Source organism: Halorussus ruber, from assembly GCF_004765785.1.
GTDB classification, from domain to species: domain Archaea; phylum Halobacteriota; class Halobacteria; order Halobacteriales; family Haladaptataceae; genus Halorussus; species Halorussus ruber.
In genome coordinates, this window is record NZ_SBIT01000001.1 from 400601 (window position 1) to 417324 (window position 16724).

The 16724-nt window shown below is 66.1% G+C and carries 17 protein-coding genes; 7 read left to right on the top strand and 10 right to left on the bottom strand.

Annotated elements, in window-relative coordinates; all coding sequences use genetic code 11:
* Positions 1-20 precede the first annotated feature (20 nt).
* Both asd and EPL01_RS06575 read right to left on the bottom strand, forming a co-directional pair.
* Positions 21-1055, bottom strand: coding sequence for an aspartate-semialdehyde dehydrogenase (asd, locus tag EPL01_RS06570; protein ID WP_135824448.1), 1035 nt, complete (start codon positions 1053-1055; stop codon positions 21-23).
* A 301-nt stretch (positions 1056-1356) separates the two neighbouring features.
* Positions 1357-1530 (bottom strand): 30S ribosomal protein S17e, encoded by a 174-nt coding sequence (locus EPL01_RS06575; protein ID WP_135824449.1) that lies wholly within the window; start codon positions 1528-1530, stop codon positions 1357-1359.
* A gap of 112 nt (positions 1531-1642) precedes the next feature.
* Between EPL01_RS06575 and EPL01_RS06580 the strand changes: the two genes are divergently transcribed.
* The gene (locus EPL01_RS06580) at positions 1643-1840 is read left to right on the top strand and encodes a hypothetical protein (protein WP_135824450.1); all 198 of its coding nucleotides are present in this window, start codon (positions 1643-1645) and stop codon (positions 1838-1840) included.
* Between the two features lie 2 nt (positions 1841-1842).
* On the opposite strand, the gene EPL01_RS06585 is transcribed toward EPL01_RS06580, so the two are convergent.
* From EPL01_RS06585 to cofD, 4 genes are read right to left on the bottom strand one after another with little or no spacing between them, the layout of a single operon-like run.
* Complete coding sequence (locus EPL01_RS06585) at positions 1843-2469, bottom strand: DUF447 domain-containing protein (RefSeq protein WP_135824451.1); 627 nt, start codon at positions 2467-2469, stop codon at positions 1843-1845.
* Positions 2466-3308, bottom strand: coding sequence for a triphosphoribosyl-dephospho-CoA synthase (locus EPL01_RS06590; RefSeq protein ID WP_135824452.1), 843 nt, complete (start codon positions 3306-3308; stop codon positions 2466-2468). The genes EPL01_RS06585 and EPL01_RS06590 overlap by 4 nt, the downstream gene beginning before the upstream one ends.
* Positions 3305-4096, bottom strand: coding sequence for a tRNA-dihydrouridine synthase (locus tag EPL01_RS06595; RefSeq protein WP_135824453.1), 792 nt, complete (start codon positions 4094-4096; stop codon positions 3305-3307). Before EPL01_RS06595 ends, EPL01_RS06590 begins: the two co-directional genes overlap by 4 nt.
* A complete protein-coding gene (gene cofD / locus EPL01_RS06600; RefSeq protein WP_135824454.1) occupies positions 4096-5106 on the bottom strand; it encodes a 2-phospho-L-lactate transferase in 1011 nt (336 codons plus the stop codon). The genes EPL01_RS06595 and cofD overlap by 1 nt, the downstream gene beginning before the upstream one ends.
* Positions 5107-5474: 368 nt before the next feature.
* On the opposite strand from cofD, the gene EPL01_RS21990 reads away from it, so the two are divergent.
* The 5 genes from EPL01_RS21990 (at position 5475) to EPL01_RS06625 (ending at position 11138) form a co-directional block, all read left to right on the top strand.
* The gene (locus tag EPL01_RS21990) at positions 5475-6083 is read left to right on the top strand and encodes a hypothetical protein (RefSeq protein ID WP_135824455.1); all 609 of its coding nucleotides are present in this window, start codon (positions 5475-5477) and stop codon (positions 6081-6083) included.
* Between the two features lie 104 nt (positions 6084-6187).
* Positions 6188-7414 carry an HD domain-containing protein gene (locus EPL01_RS06610; protein WP_135824456.1) on the top strand — a complete coding sequence of 409 codons (1227 nt, stop codon included), beginning with the start codon at positions 6188-6190 and terminating at the stop codon, positions 7412-7414.
* A gap of 219 nt (positions 7415-7633) precedes the next feature.
* Complete coding sequence (locus EPL01_RS06615) at positions 7634-9160, top strand: aldehyde dehydrogenase family protein (protein ID WP_135824457.1); 1527 nt, start codon at positions 7634-7636, stop codon at positions 9158-9160.
* A 315-nt stretch (positions 9161-9475) separates the two neighbouring features.
* Entirely contained in the window at positions 9476-10489 is a 1014-nt protein-coding gene (locus EPL01_RS06620; RefSeq protein WP_135824458.1) for an amidohydrolase family protein, read from the top strand.
* A 127-nt stretch (positions 10490-10616) separates the two neighbouring features.
* Positions 10617-11138, top strand: a complete 522-nt coding sequence (locus EPL01_RS06625; RefSeq protein ID WP_135824459.1) for a universal stress protein — start codon at positions 10617-10619, stop codon at positions 11136-11138.
* Between the two features lie 389 nt (positions 11139-11527).
* Here the strand turns inward: EPL01_RS06625 and EPL01_RS06630 are convergent, their stop codons facing one another.
* From EPL01_RS06630 to EPL01_RS06640, 3 genes are all read right to left on the bottom strand, one after another.
* Positions 11528-12523: a biotin--[acetyl-CoA-carboxylase] ligase gene (locus tag EPL01_RS06630; protein ID WP_135824460.1), complete on the bottom strand. Its 996-nt coding sequence runs from the start codon at positions 12521-12523 to the stop codon at positions 11528-11530.
* 49 nt (positions 12524-12572) lie between these two features.
* On the bottom strand, positions 12573-12902 hold the full coding sequence (locus tag EPL01_RS06635; RefSeq protein WP_168215831.1) for a DUF7344 domain-containing protein: 330 nt from the start codon (positions 12900-12902) through the stop codon (positions 12573-12575).
* A gap of 114 nt (positions 12903-13016) precedes the next feature.
* On the bottom strand, positions 13017-14867 hold the full coding sequence (locus tag EPL01_RS06640) for an acetyl-CoA carboxylase biotin carboxylase subunit (protein WP_135824462.1): 1851 nt from the start codon (positions 14865-14867) through the stop codon (positions 13017-13019).
* A gap of 464 nt (positions 14868-15331) precedes the next feature.
* Here EPL01_RS06640 and EPL01_RS06645 point away from each other — a divergent pair, with 464 nt between their 5' ends.
* On the top strand, positions 15332-16213 hold the full coding sequence (locus EPL01_RS06645; RefSeq protein ID WP_135824463.1) for a class I SAM-dependent methyltransferase: 882 nt from the start codon (positions 15332-15334) through the stop codon (positions 16211-16213).
* 68 nt (positions 16214-16281) lie between these two features.
* Here the strand turns inward: EPL01_RS06645 and EPL01_RS06650 are convergent, their stop codons facing one another.
* On the bottom strand, positions 16282-16548 hold the full coding sequence (locus tag EPL01_RS06650; protein WP_135824464.1) for a hypothetical protein: 267 nt from the start codon (positions 16546-16548) through the stop codon (positions 16282-16284).
* Positions 16549-16724 lie beyond the last annotated feature (176 nt).

Genomic DNA, 16724 nt, shown 5'->3' on the forward strand with positions numbered 1-16724 from the left:
CCGAAGAAAGTAAACCCCCGCTAAATCCAGCCTTCGCTCTGGAGCAACTCGCCGTTCAGCACCGCCGCGCCAGCCGCGCCGCGAATCGTGTTGTGTGCCAGACAGTTGTACTGAATACCTGCGGGCGTCGTCTGGACGCCGCCAGCGGCGACCGACATCCCGCCGCCCAGCGTCCGGTCGAGTCGGGGCTGTGGTCGGCTCGGGTCCTCGAACACCTCGATGAGTTGGTCGGGCGAACTCGGCAGGTCGAGGCTCTCGACCGCGCGGAAGGCCGCCTCGATTTCGGCCTCGCTCGGGTCGGCGTCGAGTTCGGCCCAGACGTTTTCGAGGTGGCCGTCGATGGTCGGCACGCGGTTACAGGAGGCCGAGACCTCGGCGTCGTGACGGGAGAGTTCCGCGCCGTCGAAGCTACCGAGGAGTTTCCGGGATTCGGTCTCCATCTTCTCCTCCTCGCCGCCGATGTGCGGGATGACGTTGTCGATGATTTCCATCGAGGAGACCCCGGAGTAGCCAGCGCCGGAGACCGCTTGCAGGGTCGAGACGTGGACCCGCTCCAGACCGAACTGGTCGAGCGCAGACAGCGTCGGGACCATCGTGATGGTCGAGCAGTTGGGGTTCTTGACGACCGCGCCGTCCCAGCCGCGCTCGTCGCGCTGGACCTCCAGCAGGTCGAGGTGGCCCGGATTGATTTCGGGAATCACGAGGGGCACGTCGTCGGCCATCCGGTCGTTCGAGGAGTTCGACGAGAGGACGTACCCCTCCTCGGCGAAGTCGGGTTCGACCTCGCTTGCGACGCCCGAAGGGAGCGACGAGAACAGCAGGTCGACGTCGTCGGGGACCTCCGCGGGGTCGGTCGCGCGCACCGTCAGGTCTGCCACCGCGTCGGGAATCGGGGCGTCGACCCGCCACTTCGCGGCCTCGCTGTAGGAACTGCCCGCGCTGTCTTCGCTCGCCGTTACCGCCGCCAGTTCGAATTCAGGGTGGCCGTCCAGTAGCTGGATGCATCGCTGGCCGACCGCGCCCGTCGCACCGAGGACTCCGACTCGTACAGACATTGTTCGGGAGTAGGGTGATAGGCCGTGAAAACGGTTTTGGTCTCCCTAAACCTTTCCAAATCTCGAATGACATCACGATAGTACCCAATATGTTTTATAAAACCGCGGTAGTGGCGGATATAATTTATAAAATGTGGGGTCCCGTGTTCAGGAAGAGTTCACGAAGAGCATCGGTCGCTATCGCCGAGGCGGACCGATTGCACGGCGCGGCGGCGTCCGACCACGGTTGTCGCGGAGTCGCAACGCTCCGCTGGTGGGTTTCGACGCGCCGGAGAATAGCCTCGCCGATGTACTCGCCGAGTTACTGCTTGCGCGTGACGTAGCCCGCGATGCGGTTGCGGACGCCCTTCGACTCGATGTTGGTCAGCTTCTTGACGCTCTCTTTGTTCTGGTCGAAGTCGGTCGTGAACGCCTCGGGGTACCGTTCGAGCAGGATTCGCCCCGTCTTCTTTACGTAGTCGGGTTTGATTGCCATACTCGACAATTTCCCGTTGTCGACCTTAAAAGCATTCGTTCGGCCCGGCCGCGACGCGACGATGGATTCGTAAGGGTAATGAGGATGGAATATGCACGGAGAATCAGTAACCGTGCGTGGAGCTGACCGAGATACCGATGGGAACATCGAAACCGACGCCGGAAAGCGGGAGTTCGAGAGCGAACTCGAAGAACTCGTTCTCAAGGCGTTCGGGGACGGCGAGGAGATAGAGGGCGTCTGGGACCTCGAATACGAACCCGACGAGATTCCGAACTGGACCGTGACCATCGACCGCAAGGACGGGATTTGAGGCTACTCGCCGACGTACTCAGCCAGCTTATCCAGCGCCGCGCGTACTCGCTGGTCGCCGCACTTTCTGCCGACCTCCTCGAAGTAGTCGAGGCGCTCGCGGAGTTCGGTCTGGTCGTACTCGGGGACGTCGAGCCGCGAGGCCGCGACCGTGGCTTCGACCACCGCGGGAAAGCCGCGGGTGACGGTCGGCACCGTCTCGCGCTCGACGCCGGACTCGCGGGGCCGGAGTTTCCACTCTTCCCACTCTGTGCCGCCGGATTCGCCCGAATCGACCTGTTCGACTTCGACCTCGACCCACGCGTCGGCCGAGTCGAGGAGTGGCTCGTCGATCTCGTAAATCGAGAGCGTGGCGTCCACGAAATCGACCGGGTCGCGGGTGAACTGGACGTAGCCGCCGCCCTGCCGGTGGAAGTTCCGCCGGGTGCGGGTGTTGCCCCACGTGCGGGCCGTGACGACGCCGTCCGCCGCCTCATCGCAGTCTGGCGCGTCCGATTCGGGGGGATGGAGTCCGAGCGCGGCGACGTTCCACAGGTCGTTCGGACCGAGCGTGGTCGCGAGCGACTCGGTGACGCCCCGGAACTCGACGGGCCAGCCCGCAACTCCCCCGTCGCGTCTCCCGTCGCTCACACCGACACCTCCCCGCGAGCCAGCGCGACGAACAGTCCCGCCGCGGTGATGTCGGCGGTCGTGCCGGGATTGATACCGTCCTCGACCAGCGAGTCGGCGAAGGCCTCGACTACTTCGGGGCCGCCTTCGAGGGCCTGCTGGGCGCGGACCCGGACGCTCTCGGCGGTCTTCTGGCCGTGCTGTTTCGCCACGAAGGTGTCGGGTTCGCGCGCGAGGAGTTCGAGGTAGACCCGCGCGCCGATGGCCGAGGCCGGGGCCGACCCCGCCAGTTCCGCGAGGCGATTCGCCGCCCAGAAGGTGCGCTCGAACTCGTGGGTCCACTCGCGGGCCACATCGTCCTCGTCGTCGCCCAGCTCCATCACGTCGTAGAGGGTGACGCCGCGCTCCTCGACCGCGGGAACCGCGTCGCTCCCGCGCCGGGCGTCGAGCTCCTCGGCGTCCTCCGGCGGGTCGTCGACGTACACGTCGGCGTGGTCGAAGGCTCGGAAGAAGTTCGCGGCGTCCTCGACGGTCGTATTTTTCACCACGCGCGCGACTCCGTCGGGCGTGAGGTCTCCTTCTCCGGCGGCCCGGACGAGGGGCACGAGGAGCAAGAGCGCGCCGAACTGGGTGTTGCCGCCCTCCTGCTGGCTCATCCCGGCGACGGCCTGCTCGAAGGCCTCGCCGACCGGGGCACCGTTCTGGGCGGCGCGCAGGCCCGGTCCCGCGCCGACCGCGCCAGCGAGGAAGTGTTCGAATCGGAGGTCCGGAAGGTCGCGGTCGCGGTCCACGTTGCCGGGCTTGGGAGTGCCCGCGACTTCCAGCAGGAGCGCGAGCTGGGCGTTCTCGGCGGGAGTCATGCTTCGACCTCCGTTTCTTTCGCTTCTTCGATGCTCTCTGCCTCGAACCACTCGTCTACCGCGCTCCGGACGCGCCGGAGGACCGCGGGGTCGTCGCTCGGCCTGCCGACGCTGACCGCGTCCGCGCCGTAGGCCAGATACTCGCGGACGGTGGCGCGGTCGCGGACGCCGTTGTTGGCGATGACGAAGAGGTCCGATTCGTCGGTGGCTTCGGCGGCGTCTGCAATCTCGGCGACGACGCCCTCGGAGTCCATCGCGTCCACGTGGACGGCGTGGCCCCCGGCGTCGGCGACGAGTCGGGCGATTTCGGGGAGATTGACGCCGGGGAGTTCGGCCCGGACCTTGACGCTGACCGTGGCCCCTTCGCTCGCGGCGGTCCTGACCTGTTCTCGGAGGCGCTCGGAATCCCGCAGGAGGGCCTCGCCAGCGCCCGCGCGGCACATCTCGTCCTGTCGGCAGTGGGCGTTGAGTTCGAGGAGGGCGTCGCGGTCGGCGCAGGTCTCGGCGACTTTCCGGAGGGGCGGAAGGGTCGCGGTCCGGACGTTGAAGCCCGGTCGGATGTCGGCGTCTCCGAGCGCGGCGAGTTGGCGGTCCACGAACGCGACCGGATTTTCGGGCAGGAACTCCTCGCGGTCGCGCTCGACCATCTCGCGGGCGGCCTCGCGGGTCGGTTCGTCGAGGGCGATACCGCCCAGCATGGCCGCGCCAGCGAATTTTTGGGCGTTCTCGGCCCACTCGGCGTCGGACTGGCCGCTGAGGCTGGCGAGTGCGAGTCGGGGTTCGAACATCACAGCACCTCCAGCGCGTCGGCGACGGCGCGGGCCACGCGGTCGGCGTCCGATTCGTCCTCGATTTCGGTGTCGGTCTTGATTACGGGGCGGTCGAGGTCGGTGTCGTCGTGGTCGTCCAGCACGAAGGCGTCCGCGAAGGGGTAGGCCTCCGCGACGCCTCTCGTAGAGGGTTCGAAGCCGACGCCTTCCATGAGTTCCGCGGCCGGGCCGGAGAAGACCTCGTCTTCCACGAAGGGCGAGATTGCGACCACGGTGGTCTCTTCGAGCGCGTCGTGGAGTTCGTCCAGCGCGAGCATCGGGCCGATGCTGGTGACGGGGTTCGAGGGACCGATGACGACCGGCCCCTCCTCGATTGCGCCGAGCGCGGCAGGCGCGGGAGTTGCGGATTCTGCACCGCGGAACTCGACGGTGTAGACTTCGGGGTCCGCGCGGTGGGCGACCCAGTACTCCTGAAAGTGCATCTCGTCGCGGTACCGGTCGTCCTCGGGCGGCGTGTGGACGATGGATGCCACGGGGTCGTCGCTCATCGGCACCACGTCCACGGGCACGTCGAAGGCGTCGCCGAGGAGGCGCGTGACCTCGGTCAGGCTTCGACCCTCGTCGAGGAGGCCGGTCCGAGTGATGTGGACCGCTCGGTCGCGGTCGCCCAGTTCCATGAACTCCGCGACGCCGGAGAAGCGCCGCCAGCGCGAGAGTTCCCGGCCCGCGGTCTGGGCTTCGGCGGGCAGATAGCGCGGGCCGCCCTCCAAGCCCGCGGCGTCGGCGAGCGCGTGGAGTTCGTCGTGGGTCTCGGTGGTGTCGTCTTCGATACCCCACCAGAGTTCGCGGTCGAGGACGTCGCCCTGGTCGAAGAGGACGGTGTCAACGTCGGGGCACACGAGGAGGCCGCCCAACTCCACGTCGTCGCCCGTGTTGGCGACCACGGTGGTCTCGGCCGGGTCGAAGACGGAGTCGGCTCCGGCGAGGAGCTTCGGGGTGCCGGTCCCCCCGGAGAGAAACGTCGTCATAGGGGGAGGTGCGTGTTCGGGGAGGTAAATGCTTGTGCTGTCGCGGTGCGGTTGCGTGGTTGCTTGGGCTATCGTGGACTAACCCACTTGACCTCCAAAAGCTTATTACTCTACCTCAATATTCAACATTAAATTCAAATATGAGTGATAACTCATCAAGCTCTGATTCGCCCCGAGAAATCACACCTATAGAATACGAAAGCAGTCGCCGTCAGTTACTACGACGGATTGGAATCGGAGCCGCCATCACCGGAACTATCTCCCTCGCTGGTTGTAGTGGCACACTCAGCTCGTCGGAAGAAGTATCGCACAAAACGAACGTGGGTCCAGCCGATTCCGGGATGTCCCAACGAGCGTTTACGGAGTTCGTGAAGAGAACAGAGAAGAGATACGGAAATGCCGGAGTCTGGGGCAACTCCCGAACGGAACCAGCGCACGATTTAGAGTACGTCGGTGCTTGGAAGTCGAGCGAGTCGGTCGAGAAGGGCGATGCGACCGAGGGGTTCGCTATTTTCGATAGCTCCGTCACACTGTATCGGATTCCCGAGAAAGTGAGCGAGGACAGTCAACAGCACTATCAATTTTGGCTCTGGTCCGCGGTCAGACCAGTAGAGCAGGCTTCCGACGACGAGATACTCCCGTTCACACACGTAGAAAACCGCGTCTCCTTCGACGATTCAGCGTATACCATGCTCGCTTATTCTCCGTCGCACGATTCGTCGGAGGGACCCGTTTCTGTCGGGCCGCAATCTCCCGGCGTAGACGGGCTCGCGGTGGACTTTCCGCTTCGTCAGGGCAAAGTCCGGTACGACCCCGACAGCAAAGTCGGGGCAAGCGGAGAGTACGGAGTCCAATGGAACGGGGAGGTTACGCGAGCGCAATCAGTCAACGCGACGTTCGAAGCGAGTTGGCCAACCGGAGCGAAACACCAGTTCGGTTGGGAGTCCCGTCTCGAAACGACTAAATCTAAATTCTAGTGGATATCGCGCGTATTCACATCTATCGAGCGACCCGACGAAATCATCTGCCACGACCCCTCTACTCCCGGCGGTTTTTATACGAAGGCGAACAACCCAGTAATATGAAGACAATCAAGGACAGCGTCCACGACCACATCGAGGTCGAGGGCGTCGCTCGCGCCTTGTTCGACACGCCCGCGGTCCAGCGCCTCCGGCGCATCAAGCAACTCGGTCCGGCCCATCTCGTCTACCCCTCGGCGAACCACACCCGGTTCGAACACAGTCTCGGCGTCTACCATCTGGCCTGCGAGGGCCTCGACCATCTCGGGATTCAGGGCAAGCGGGCCGAGCGCGTTCGCGCGGCGGCGATGCTCCACGACATCGGCCACGCGCCCTACAGCCACACCATCGAGGAGGTCGTCTATCGCCACACCGGCAAGTACCACGACGACGTCCACGACCTGCTGGCGGAAAACGAAGTCGGCGACGTGCTTCGGAACCACGGCCACGACCCCGACACCATCGCCGACCTCATCGCTGGCGAGGGCAAACTGGGCCAACTCGTCTCGGGCGAACTCGATGTGGACCGGATGGACTACCTCGTGCGCGACGCCCACCACACGGGGGTTCCCTACGGCACCATCGATCACGCGCGCCTCGTTCGGGAGCTGACGCTCGTGGACGACGAACTGGTGTTAGAGGAGGGCAACGTCCCGACCGCAGAGAGCCTTCTGCTCGCTCGCGCCCTGATGAACCCGACCGTCTACAACCACCACGTGACGCGCATCTGCCGGGGCATCCTCCAGCGCGCCAGCGAGCGCCTGCTGGCCGAGTCGGACGTGACGCCCGAGCGACTCCGCCGGATGGACGACCACGACCTGTTCGCCGCGCTCCGGGCGACTCCCGAGACTTCCGAGTACGCCCGCCGACTCAGCGAGCGCGACCTCTACAAGCGGGCGGTCTGGGCCGAGATGGGCGACGTGCCCGAGGAGGTCATCGACGCCGACCACGACGAAATCCGCGAGTTCGAGGCCGACATCGCCGACGCGGCCGGAGTCGAGCAGGGCGAGGTCATCATCGACGTACTCGGCCGCCCGAGCATGACCGAGTCCTCGACGCGGGTCATCGTCAACGGCGAGATTCGGCGCTTGGACCAGCAGTCGGCGCTGGTCGCGGCGCTCCGGCACGTCCAGCGCGAGCAGTGGCGACTCGGCGTCTACGCCCCCGAGGACGACACCGACGCGGTGGGCCACGCCGCCGAGTCGGTGCTGGGACTGGAGACCGACGGCGCGCTCGTCAACGAGATTCGCTCGCCCGGCCAGCGCACGACGCTGGACCAGTTCGAGTAGGGTCTCCTCGGCGGCGAGAACTAATTGCAAGCCGGAAAGTGTCTCGCTCTGTCACTCGTTACGTGTTTACCCGTCATCTCGCTATCAGGTAAGAGTGCGCGGTTTGCCCCGGCGAAAGCGCTAAAAATTCTTATCTTATTTAAATCCTTTGATATTCTGGTAGTGTTATATACTACTTCGCCAGAAAATATAAATCAGAAGAGAGCTTTAGTATCTCACATGGCGACCGAACGTCAATCAGCCCCAGAGTTCGACGACGGACGCACCACCGCGCTCGACGGCCTCGAAGTCGCCCCCGAGGGCGGTTGGAACGCGCTCTACGTGGACGGAAACTGGCGGCCACAGGGCGACCGCGACGGCCTCGACGTCGTGGACCCGACCGCCCGAGACGCCGTCGGGACGGTGCCCGCCGGGACGGCCGCCGACGTGGACGAGGCCTACGCCGTCGCCGACGAGGCCCAAGACGAGTGGGCCGAGGTCGCGCCCGAGGAGCGCGCGGCCGTGGTCGCCGAGGCCCGCGAACTCGTGGACGAGTACCACGAGGACTTCGCGCACCTGTTCGCCGTCGAGTGCGGCGGGTCGCGTCTGAAGGCCGAAATCGAACTCGACTTGACGCAGGGGACGATGGAGGTCGCCGAAGACCTCGCCGACTCCTACGAGACCGAGGAGCGCGAGTCGGTCATCGACGGTAAGCGGAACCTGCTGTTCCGCGAACCGACCGGAGTCGTCGGGGTCATCTCACCCTGGAATTTCCCGCTGTACCTCTCGATGCGGGCCGTCGCGCCCGCCATCGCGCTGGGCAACAGCGTGGTGCTCAAGCCCTCCACGCACACGTCGATTATGGGCGGCCTCGCACTCGCGCGACTCTTCGACGAGGCTGGCCTGCCAGACGGCGTGCTGAACGTCGTCACGGGGAAAGGTTCAGAAATTGGTGACGCAGTCGCCGGGCACTCGACGCCCTCGGTCATCTCCTTTACGGGGTCGACCGAGGTCGGCAGGGAAGTGGGCGCGGCGGCGGCGGAACAGCTCTCGCTCCCGGCACTCGAACTCGGTGGGAACAACGCTCACATCGTCACCGCTGAGGCCGACCTCGACCGCGCGGTCGACGGCGGCGTCTTCGGGTCGTTCACCCACCAGGGCCAGGAGTGCATCTCCATCAACCGCCACATCGTTCACGAATCGGTCTACGACGAGTACGTCGAGCGCCTCGCCGAACGGGCCTCGAAGCTCCCGATGGGCGACCCGCGCGACGAGGACGTGCTGGTCGGGCCGGTCCAGAACGAATCGCAGTACGAGTCCATCGTGGACCTCCTCGAGCGGTCGGTCGAACAGGGCGCCGAAATCGAAACAGGGGGCGACCACTTCGACTGGTTCATCGAGCCGACGGTCCTCTCGAACGTGGACAACGACATGCCCATCGCGGCCGAGGAGCACTTCGGCCCGATTGCGCCGGTCATCCCGTTCGAGGACATCGACGAGGCCATCGAGATGGCCAACGACACCGAGTACGGTCTCTCGGGGTCGGTCCACAGCGAGGACGTCGAGCGAGCGATGGACATCGCCAAGCGACTCGAAACCGGCATGGTCCACATCAACGGCCAGACGCTGAACGACGAACCGCACGTCGCGTTCGGCGGCGTCGGCGCGTCTGGCATCGGCCGGTACAACGGCGAGTGGATCATGGAGGAGTTCACCGAGACCCGGTGGATTTCGGTGCAGGACGAGCCGCGAGAGTATCCTTATTAAGGCGTCAGTGACTCATTTTCTGGTCTTTTAGTCCGGCGCGTGGGCCGCGCGCAGAACTGCGCGCGGCCTCGCGCGAGGGACGAACGACCGAACGAAGTGAGGGAGTGAGGAGGCTGGGGAGGCGTGAGGGTCCTGGGGAGGCCCGAGGTTCGCGGCCGCGGGGCGGTGCTGTGCGACAGACGCCTGTGTTCAAGCCGAACTAGCTTTACGGAATCTCACGTCTCAAGAGTCTCGAACGGATACATTCCACCACAATCTCCGGTAGCCGATAAACGAATAGGGACCTTCAAGGCCGTCGCGGAGAGTCCATCCCACATGATAGTCGAGGGAACCGTCCTCCGCGGTCCCGACTTCGAGCCAATCGAGGGCCGGGTCGTGGTCGAGGACGGCGAGATTACCGCGGTCGAGGAGGCGTCGGTGGATTCGTCGCGCATCGTCCTCCCGGCGTTCGTCAACGCCCACACCCATATCGGCGACTCCATCGCCAAGGAGGCCGGTGGCGGCCTGAGTCTGGCCGAACTCGTCGCGCCGCCGGACGGGTTGAAGCACCAGCTCCTGCGCGAGGCCTCGCGCGAGGAGAAAGTCGAGGCCATGCATCGCTCGATTCGGTTCATGCAGGAGACCGGGACGGCCTCGTTCGTCGAGTTCCGCGAGGGCGGCGTCGAGGGCGTCTACGCGCTCCGCGAGGCGGTCGAAGGACTCGACGTCGAGCCGGTGATTCTCGGCCGCGAGACCGTCGAGGCGATGGAGGCCGCCGAGGGCTTCGGCGCGAGCGGGGCGCGCGACGGCGAGTTCTCCCGCGAGCGCAACGCCACCGCCCGCGAGGGCAAACTGTTCGGCATCCACGCTGGCGAGCGCGACCCCACGGACATCAACCCCGCGCTGGATTTGGACCCCGACTTTCTGGTCCACATGGTCCACCCCGAACCGCTCCACCTCGACCGCTTGGAGGACAGCGCCATCCCGGTCGTGGTCTGCCCGCGCTCGAACCTCGTGACCGGCGTCGGCGTCCCGCCCATCGCGGAACTGGCCGACCGGACGACGGTGGCGCTGGGCACCGACAACGTGATGCTCAACTCACCCTCGATGTTCCGCGAGATGGAGTTCGCCGCCAAACTCGCCGACGTGAGCGCCCGCGAGGTCCTCCGGATGGCGACGCGCAACGGCGCGCGCATCGCGGGCCTCGACTGCGGCGTCATCGAGGAGGGCCGCCCCGGAAAGCTCCTCGTGCTGGACGGCGACTCGGATAACCTCGCTGGCGCGCAGGACGTGGTCCGCGCGGTCGTGCGCCGGGCCGGAACGGGCGACGTCGAAGACGTAATTCTATAGATTTAGCATAGAAATTTGTTTCTTTAGCATATCTAATTATTTCTTGTAGGGTCGTTTTATTTCTCCAGTGGCCTCCCTCGGACGGCAAACGCTTATATCGTGTAACGTGTTACCATCCAGCAGACAGATGTACGACCGGATACTCGTGCCGACCGACGGCTCGACCGAGACCGAGCGCGCGGTCGAACACGCCGCCGAACTGGCGGCCGCACACGGGGCGAACCTGCACGCGGTCTACGTCGTCAACTCGGCAACGTTCGCGGGCCTCCACATGGAGACCTCGTGGGAGGGGGTCAGCGAGGTCCTCCGCGAGGAGGGCGAGTCGGCACTCGACCGCGTCGAGGACATCGCGGCGGGCCACGGCGTCGCGGTCACGACCACCGTCCTCGACGGGTCGCCGAGCAAGCGCATCGTGGAGTACGCCGAGGGCGAGGACTGTGACCTCGTCGTCATGGGCACCCACGGGAGAGGCGGCATCGACCGCCTGCTGTTGGGGAGCGTCGCGGAGGGGGTCGTCCGGGCCTGCTCGGTCCCGGTGCTGACGGTGCAGGTCGGCGACGAGGAGGGTGAGGGTAGTTCGGCAGAGAGTGAAGGCAATTCGGCAGAGGCCGAAGGCGAGGACGTACCTGCGGAAGGGTCGATTACGTGAGAGTGAGTTCTGTCGGCGAAAATGGAGTGGTCGGGATAGCGTCAGGAAACGAGAGAATTGAGGGCGAGAGAGACTGGAACACCGGAAAGTCGAGGGCGCTAGCTTCAGGCTCGAGCCGAGGAGTTACCGCAACCGCCCCGCACCGCGACAGCCTCACACCTCCCCAACCGATTGCGGTCCTCGGCCATGGGCCTGCGGTCCTCATCCACCGGCGGACAAACCGCGTCCGCCGAGCCTTCGGCTTCGCCGAAGACCTCGCGCGATTCGGGCGGCGCACGAGAGCGCCGACGGACAAACCGCGTCCGTCGAGCCGTCGTTCGCTTCGCTCACGACGACGCCGCCCAGCGCGCGCCAGAGGAGAAATCAGAAACCCACAGCAGAAATCCACGTCACACCGGTCGGAGGTGTTCGCAGTCGCCAGCGTGAACCCGAACGCGCTCGCCGTCGTCGGTCTCGACCACCAGCGCGCCGGGGAAAGCCACGTCCACGGCTTCGCCGACGACCTCCCGGTTCGGCATTTCGACTCGCACTCGCTGGCCGAGGGTAGCCGACCGCTCGCGCCACGCCTCGATAGCTTGCTCCGGGTCTGCCCGGAGGTCGTCGAGGCGCTCCAGCAGGCGCTGGACGAACGCCCGGCGGTCCACGTCCCCGGCTTCCTCGCGGATGCTGGTCGCGCCCTCCGGCAGGTCCTCGGCGGCGATGTTCGCGTTCACGCCGATGCCGACGACGACCCACGAGACGCGGTCGGCCTCGCCCTCCATCTCGGTCAGGATGCCAGCGAGCTTTCGGCCTCCTCGCCTCGCTTCGCTCGGCGAGACACCGGAAGACTCGCTTCGCTCGTCTTCCGAGTTCTCGTTCGCTTCCCTCACGAGAACGTCGTTCGGCCACTTGATTTCGGCCGGGACGCCCGCCTCGCGCGCCGCATCGGTGATAGCCACCGCACCCGCCAGCGTCAGCGCCGGGACGCGAGCGGGGGCGAGGTCGGGCCGGAGGACCGTGCTCACCCAGACGCCGCCCGAGGGCGCGGACCACTCGCGGTCGAGTCGCCCCCGGCTTCCGGTCTGCTCGTCGGCCAGCACGACCACGTCGCTGGCCTCCTCGTCGGCCAGTTCCCGGGCGCGGTCGTTGGTACTCCCGACGGCGTCGTGGTACTCGATTTCGAAGGGCGCGTCGAGGCCGAACTCGACGGCGGGACCGCCGTACTCGGGCACCCCGGCCAAGGCGTAGCCGTCGTCGCCGCTGTCGATTTCGAAGCCCGCCTCGCGGAGCGCCTCGACGTGCTTCCAGACCGCGTTGCGCGAGACGCCGAGGCCGTCGGCGAGTTCCGGCCCGGGCACGGGACCGTCCGCGAGGGCGTCGAGGACCGCCCGGCGCGTGTCGTTCATACCCCGCGGTAGGGCTGAACCGAACAAGAAAGGTCCGTTTCTCCGGCCGTCAGTTCACGCTTCGTCCCGCTTCGAGGAGCGCCTCGACCGACGACTGGTCGCCTGCGAGTTCGACGCGCTTCTCGGCGCGCTCGTAGGCGACGATGCCCGCCGCGTCGAGGCGCGGCAGGTGAGTGTGATAGAGCAACTCGGAGACCGACCCGGAGGCGTCGCTGCTGGTGATTCGGTCGGCGAGTGCTTCGACCGCAATCGGCCCGTCTCCGTCGCGCTCGAACAGACACGTCAGAATCTCGCGTCGGTCGTCGTCCGAGAGGGCCTGCATCGTCTGGTCGAGCGAGGGGTCGTCGGGATTCGTATCGACTGGGGAGTGTTCCGACATGATTCTCACGGATACTTGACTTCGACACGGAACTGGGTAGTGCTACTGCGTGACCTGCGAGAGGATTGAAAAAGGGGTGGCTTGCGGACGCCGACTACCGAGGAGTCACTCGATTCACTCGATGACGACCAGCACGTCGCCCATGTCCACGCTGTCGCCCTCGCCGACTGCGACCCGCGTGACCGTGCCGCCGCGGTCGGCGACCACGTCGTTCTCCATCTTCATCGCTTCCAGCACGCAGACCACGTCGCCGGAGGCCACCTCGTCGCCCTCGTCGACTTTCACGTCGAGGATGGTGCCCTGCATCTCGGCGGTGACGCTCTCGCCCTCGGCGTCGGCCGCCGCGCCGCCGCTGCTGCTCTCGCTGTCGCCGCCCGCGGGCTGGGGCTTCTGGCCGCTCGCGCCGCCGTCGCCGCCCGCGCCGCTGGCGGGAATCGCGGCTGCGCCGCGCTCTTCGAGGTCGACCTCGAAGCGCTTGCCGTTGATCTCGACCGTGAACTCGCGTTCCACGACTTCTTCGTCGTCTCCGGCGGGGGAAGTCGTCTCGGTGCCCCACTTCTCTTGGGCCTCCTCGATGCGCTCGTTGTCGAGCGTGTGGTCGAGGTACTTCGTGGTGTGGGTACCCGAGACGAAGGCGTCGTCTTCGAGCATCAGGCGGTGGAAGGGGATGATGGTCGGGATGCCCTCGATGTCGTACTCGGCAAGCGCGCGCTGGGACCGGACGATGCACTCCTCGCGGTCGGCCCCGTGGACGATGAGCTTGGCGACCATCGAGTCGTAGTCGGTGACGAGTTCGTCGCCCTGCCGCAAGGCGTCGTCCAGACGCACGCCGATACCGCCCGGCGGGTCGTAGGTCGTCAGCTTACCGCCGGTGGCGGGCGCGAAGTCGTCGGCCGCGTTCTCGGCGTTGATGCGGAACTCCATCGCGTGACCTTCGAGTTCCACGTCGTCTTGGTCGAAGCCGAGTTCCTCGTCTTGGGCGACCCGAATCTGCCACTTGACGATGTCGATGTCGGTGAGCTCCTCGGTGACGGTGTGTTCGACCTGAATCCGAGTGTTGACTTCGAGGAAGTAGAAGTTCGCGTCCGGGCCGAGGAGTTCGCCGTCTTCGCGCTCGGCGTCTTCCTCCACGAGGAACTCGAAGGTGCCCGCGTTGTAGTAGCCCGCGGCGTCGGCACCGCGGCGGGCGGCCTCCGCGATTTCCTCGCGCAGTTCGTCGGTCAGGGCCGGGGAGGGACCCTCCTCGATGACCTTCTGGTGGCGGCGCTGGAGCGAACAGTCGCGCTCGCCGAGGTGCCGGACGTTCCCGTGGTGGTCGGCGATAATCTGGACCTCGATGTGGCGCGGGTTCTCGAGGTAGCGCTCCAGATAGACGTTGTCGTTGTCGAAGTACGCCTCGCCCTCGCGCTTGGCGGATTCGAGTTGGTCCTCGGCCTCCTCGGCGCTCCGGACGACCTTCATCCCGCGACCGCCACCGCCACCTTCGGCCTTGATGGCGACGGGGTAGCCGTGTTCGTCGCCGAACTCCGTGACCTCCTCGGGGTCCTCGACGGGGTCGGTCGTGCCCGGCACGATGGGCACGTCGGCCTCGCGCATCGTCTTTCGCGCGTGGGTCTTCTCGCCGAGCTGTTGCATCGAGTCCGCCGAGGGGCCGATCCACTTGACGCCCTCGGTGTCCTCGACCTTGCCCGCGAACTCGGCGTTCTCCGCGAGGAAGCCGTAGCCGGGGTGGATGGCGTCGGCGTCGGCCTTCGTCGCGGCGTCGATGACCGCCTCGTGGTCGAGGTAGGAGTCGGCCGCGCGGGCCGGGCCGACGTTGTACGCCTCGTCGGCGTACCGGACGTGACCGGAGTCTTTGTCCGCCTCGCTGTAGACGGCGACGGTGTCGATACCCAACTCCTCGCAGGCCCGCATCACTCGGACCGCGATTTCGCCGCGGTTGGCGACGAGCACCTTGTCGAACATTCTTGCGGTGAAATATTCGGGTGGGCTACCTCATTCTGTCGGTTCCGAACGGCGAACGCGACCGCTCGTCTACTTTCGCGGCGAAGTCGGTTGACGAGTTGCCAGAAGCGCGACGAGACGATGTTCGGCAGTAAGAGACACCGCAGACTATGCTTTCGAGGACTTTCGCGGTCCACCGCGTTTCCTGAAACTCCACAGACCACAGGATGCACCGCGTTCGCGCAGAACTGCGCGAACGCGGTGGGGAGGCACGGGGCGCGGCGCGGTGGCGGTTCTCCTGTGCCTCGGCAGTAGCTAGCTCCGGGGAACAAATCTCAGAGTTGCAGTTACGTCGCGGTTGCGGTGCGGTCGCGGTCTGACCGATCCGAGAGCGTCGAAAACCTCGAAGATCACCGCGCCAAGCCGACCCACACGTCACCAACGTTTAACTCCGACTCACCTGAAATCCGACTCAGACGACCTACATGAGCGACGACACGGAGATGGACCCCCGACAGTACTACGACGAACTCGGCGACGGCGAGTGGGAGCGCCTCGATGCCAACCCCGTCGCCCGACTGGAGTTCGAGAACACGACCGACTACCTCGCCGAGCGCCTGCCCGACGCGGAGTCGCCGAGCGACCCCGCGGACGACTCGGCGCGCGGCGACTCCGACCCCGTCCGCGTCCTCGACGCCGGCGGCGGTCCGGGCCGGTACGCCTGCTGGCTGGCCGAGCGCGGGTACGAGGTCCAGCACACCGACCTTAGCAACGAACAGGTTTCTCTAGCACGTGAGAACGTTGCTAAGAGAAACGTCGAGGGGTCCGTGACCTGCCAGCAGGCCGACGTGCGCGACCTGCCCTTCCCGGACGACTCGTTCGACGCGGTGTGCTGTCTCGGCGGCGTCCTGAGCCACGTCGTGGACCCCGCCGAGCGCGAGCAGGCGATCCGGGAACTCCGGCGCGTGGCCACCCCCGACGCGCCGACGTTCGTCTCGGTCATCGGTCGCCTCGCCACGCTCCGAGACATCGCCAAGCACGTCCTCGACGGCTCGCACGGCCTGCTCGTCCCGCTCGCCGAGGACGGCGACTACACCGACGAGCGCGTCGAGCGACTGGCCGACGGCGAGGGCTGGGCCGAGTGTCACTTCTTCCGCGCCGACGAGTTCGAGCGCGAGTTGGCCGACGCCGGCCTCTCGGTCGACAGACTCGTCGGCTTGGAGGGTCCCGTCTCGCGGTTGCAGGCGGAGCTGGCCGACGCCGACGACGCGGCGATAGCGGACGTTCGAGCGATGCTCCGAGAGGTGCGCGAGGACCGGAGCGTGGTCGATACCTCCGAACACATGCTGGCGGTCTGCCGGGCGTGAACGCGGCGAGTTCCGGCAGCGGAAGAAACAGTCGGCGGCAGGACCTTCGACCCGCCCGGCAGATTGCGTCAGGATTCGGTCGTCGTGTTCGTCGGCGGCGCGGTCCGGTTCACGGTTCGGATGCCCAGGAGCGGTTCGTCCGTCGCCGCGACGAGCGCGCTGGTCCGGCTCCCCTCTGGCGTCCGTAGCGCGACGGCGTAGACGAGTTCACCCCGCTTGATGCCGGCGTTGACCACGGTTCCGTTCGTCCGGTTCTCGACCAGTCGGATGGCGTCGCCCACCGTCCGAAGTGCTGCGTAGTCGAACGCCTCGCCGCCCAAGAACGACCGTTCCACGACTTCGAGCGCGTGACGGAGGAGTTGGACCTCTCGATGGGCCTGACGCTGAGTTCGGGGGATGTGAAAGTTCGAGTTCGAGACGTTTGGGAAATGAATATCTATATTTAGTGTTTATATTTATTTGTTAAATGGCTGTATTCATTTCCTGAGACAAGAGGGACCGGGGAAACCGC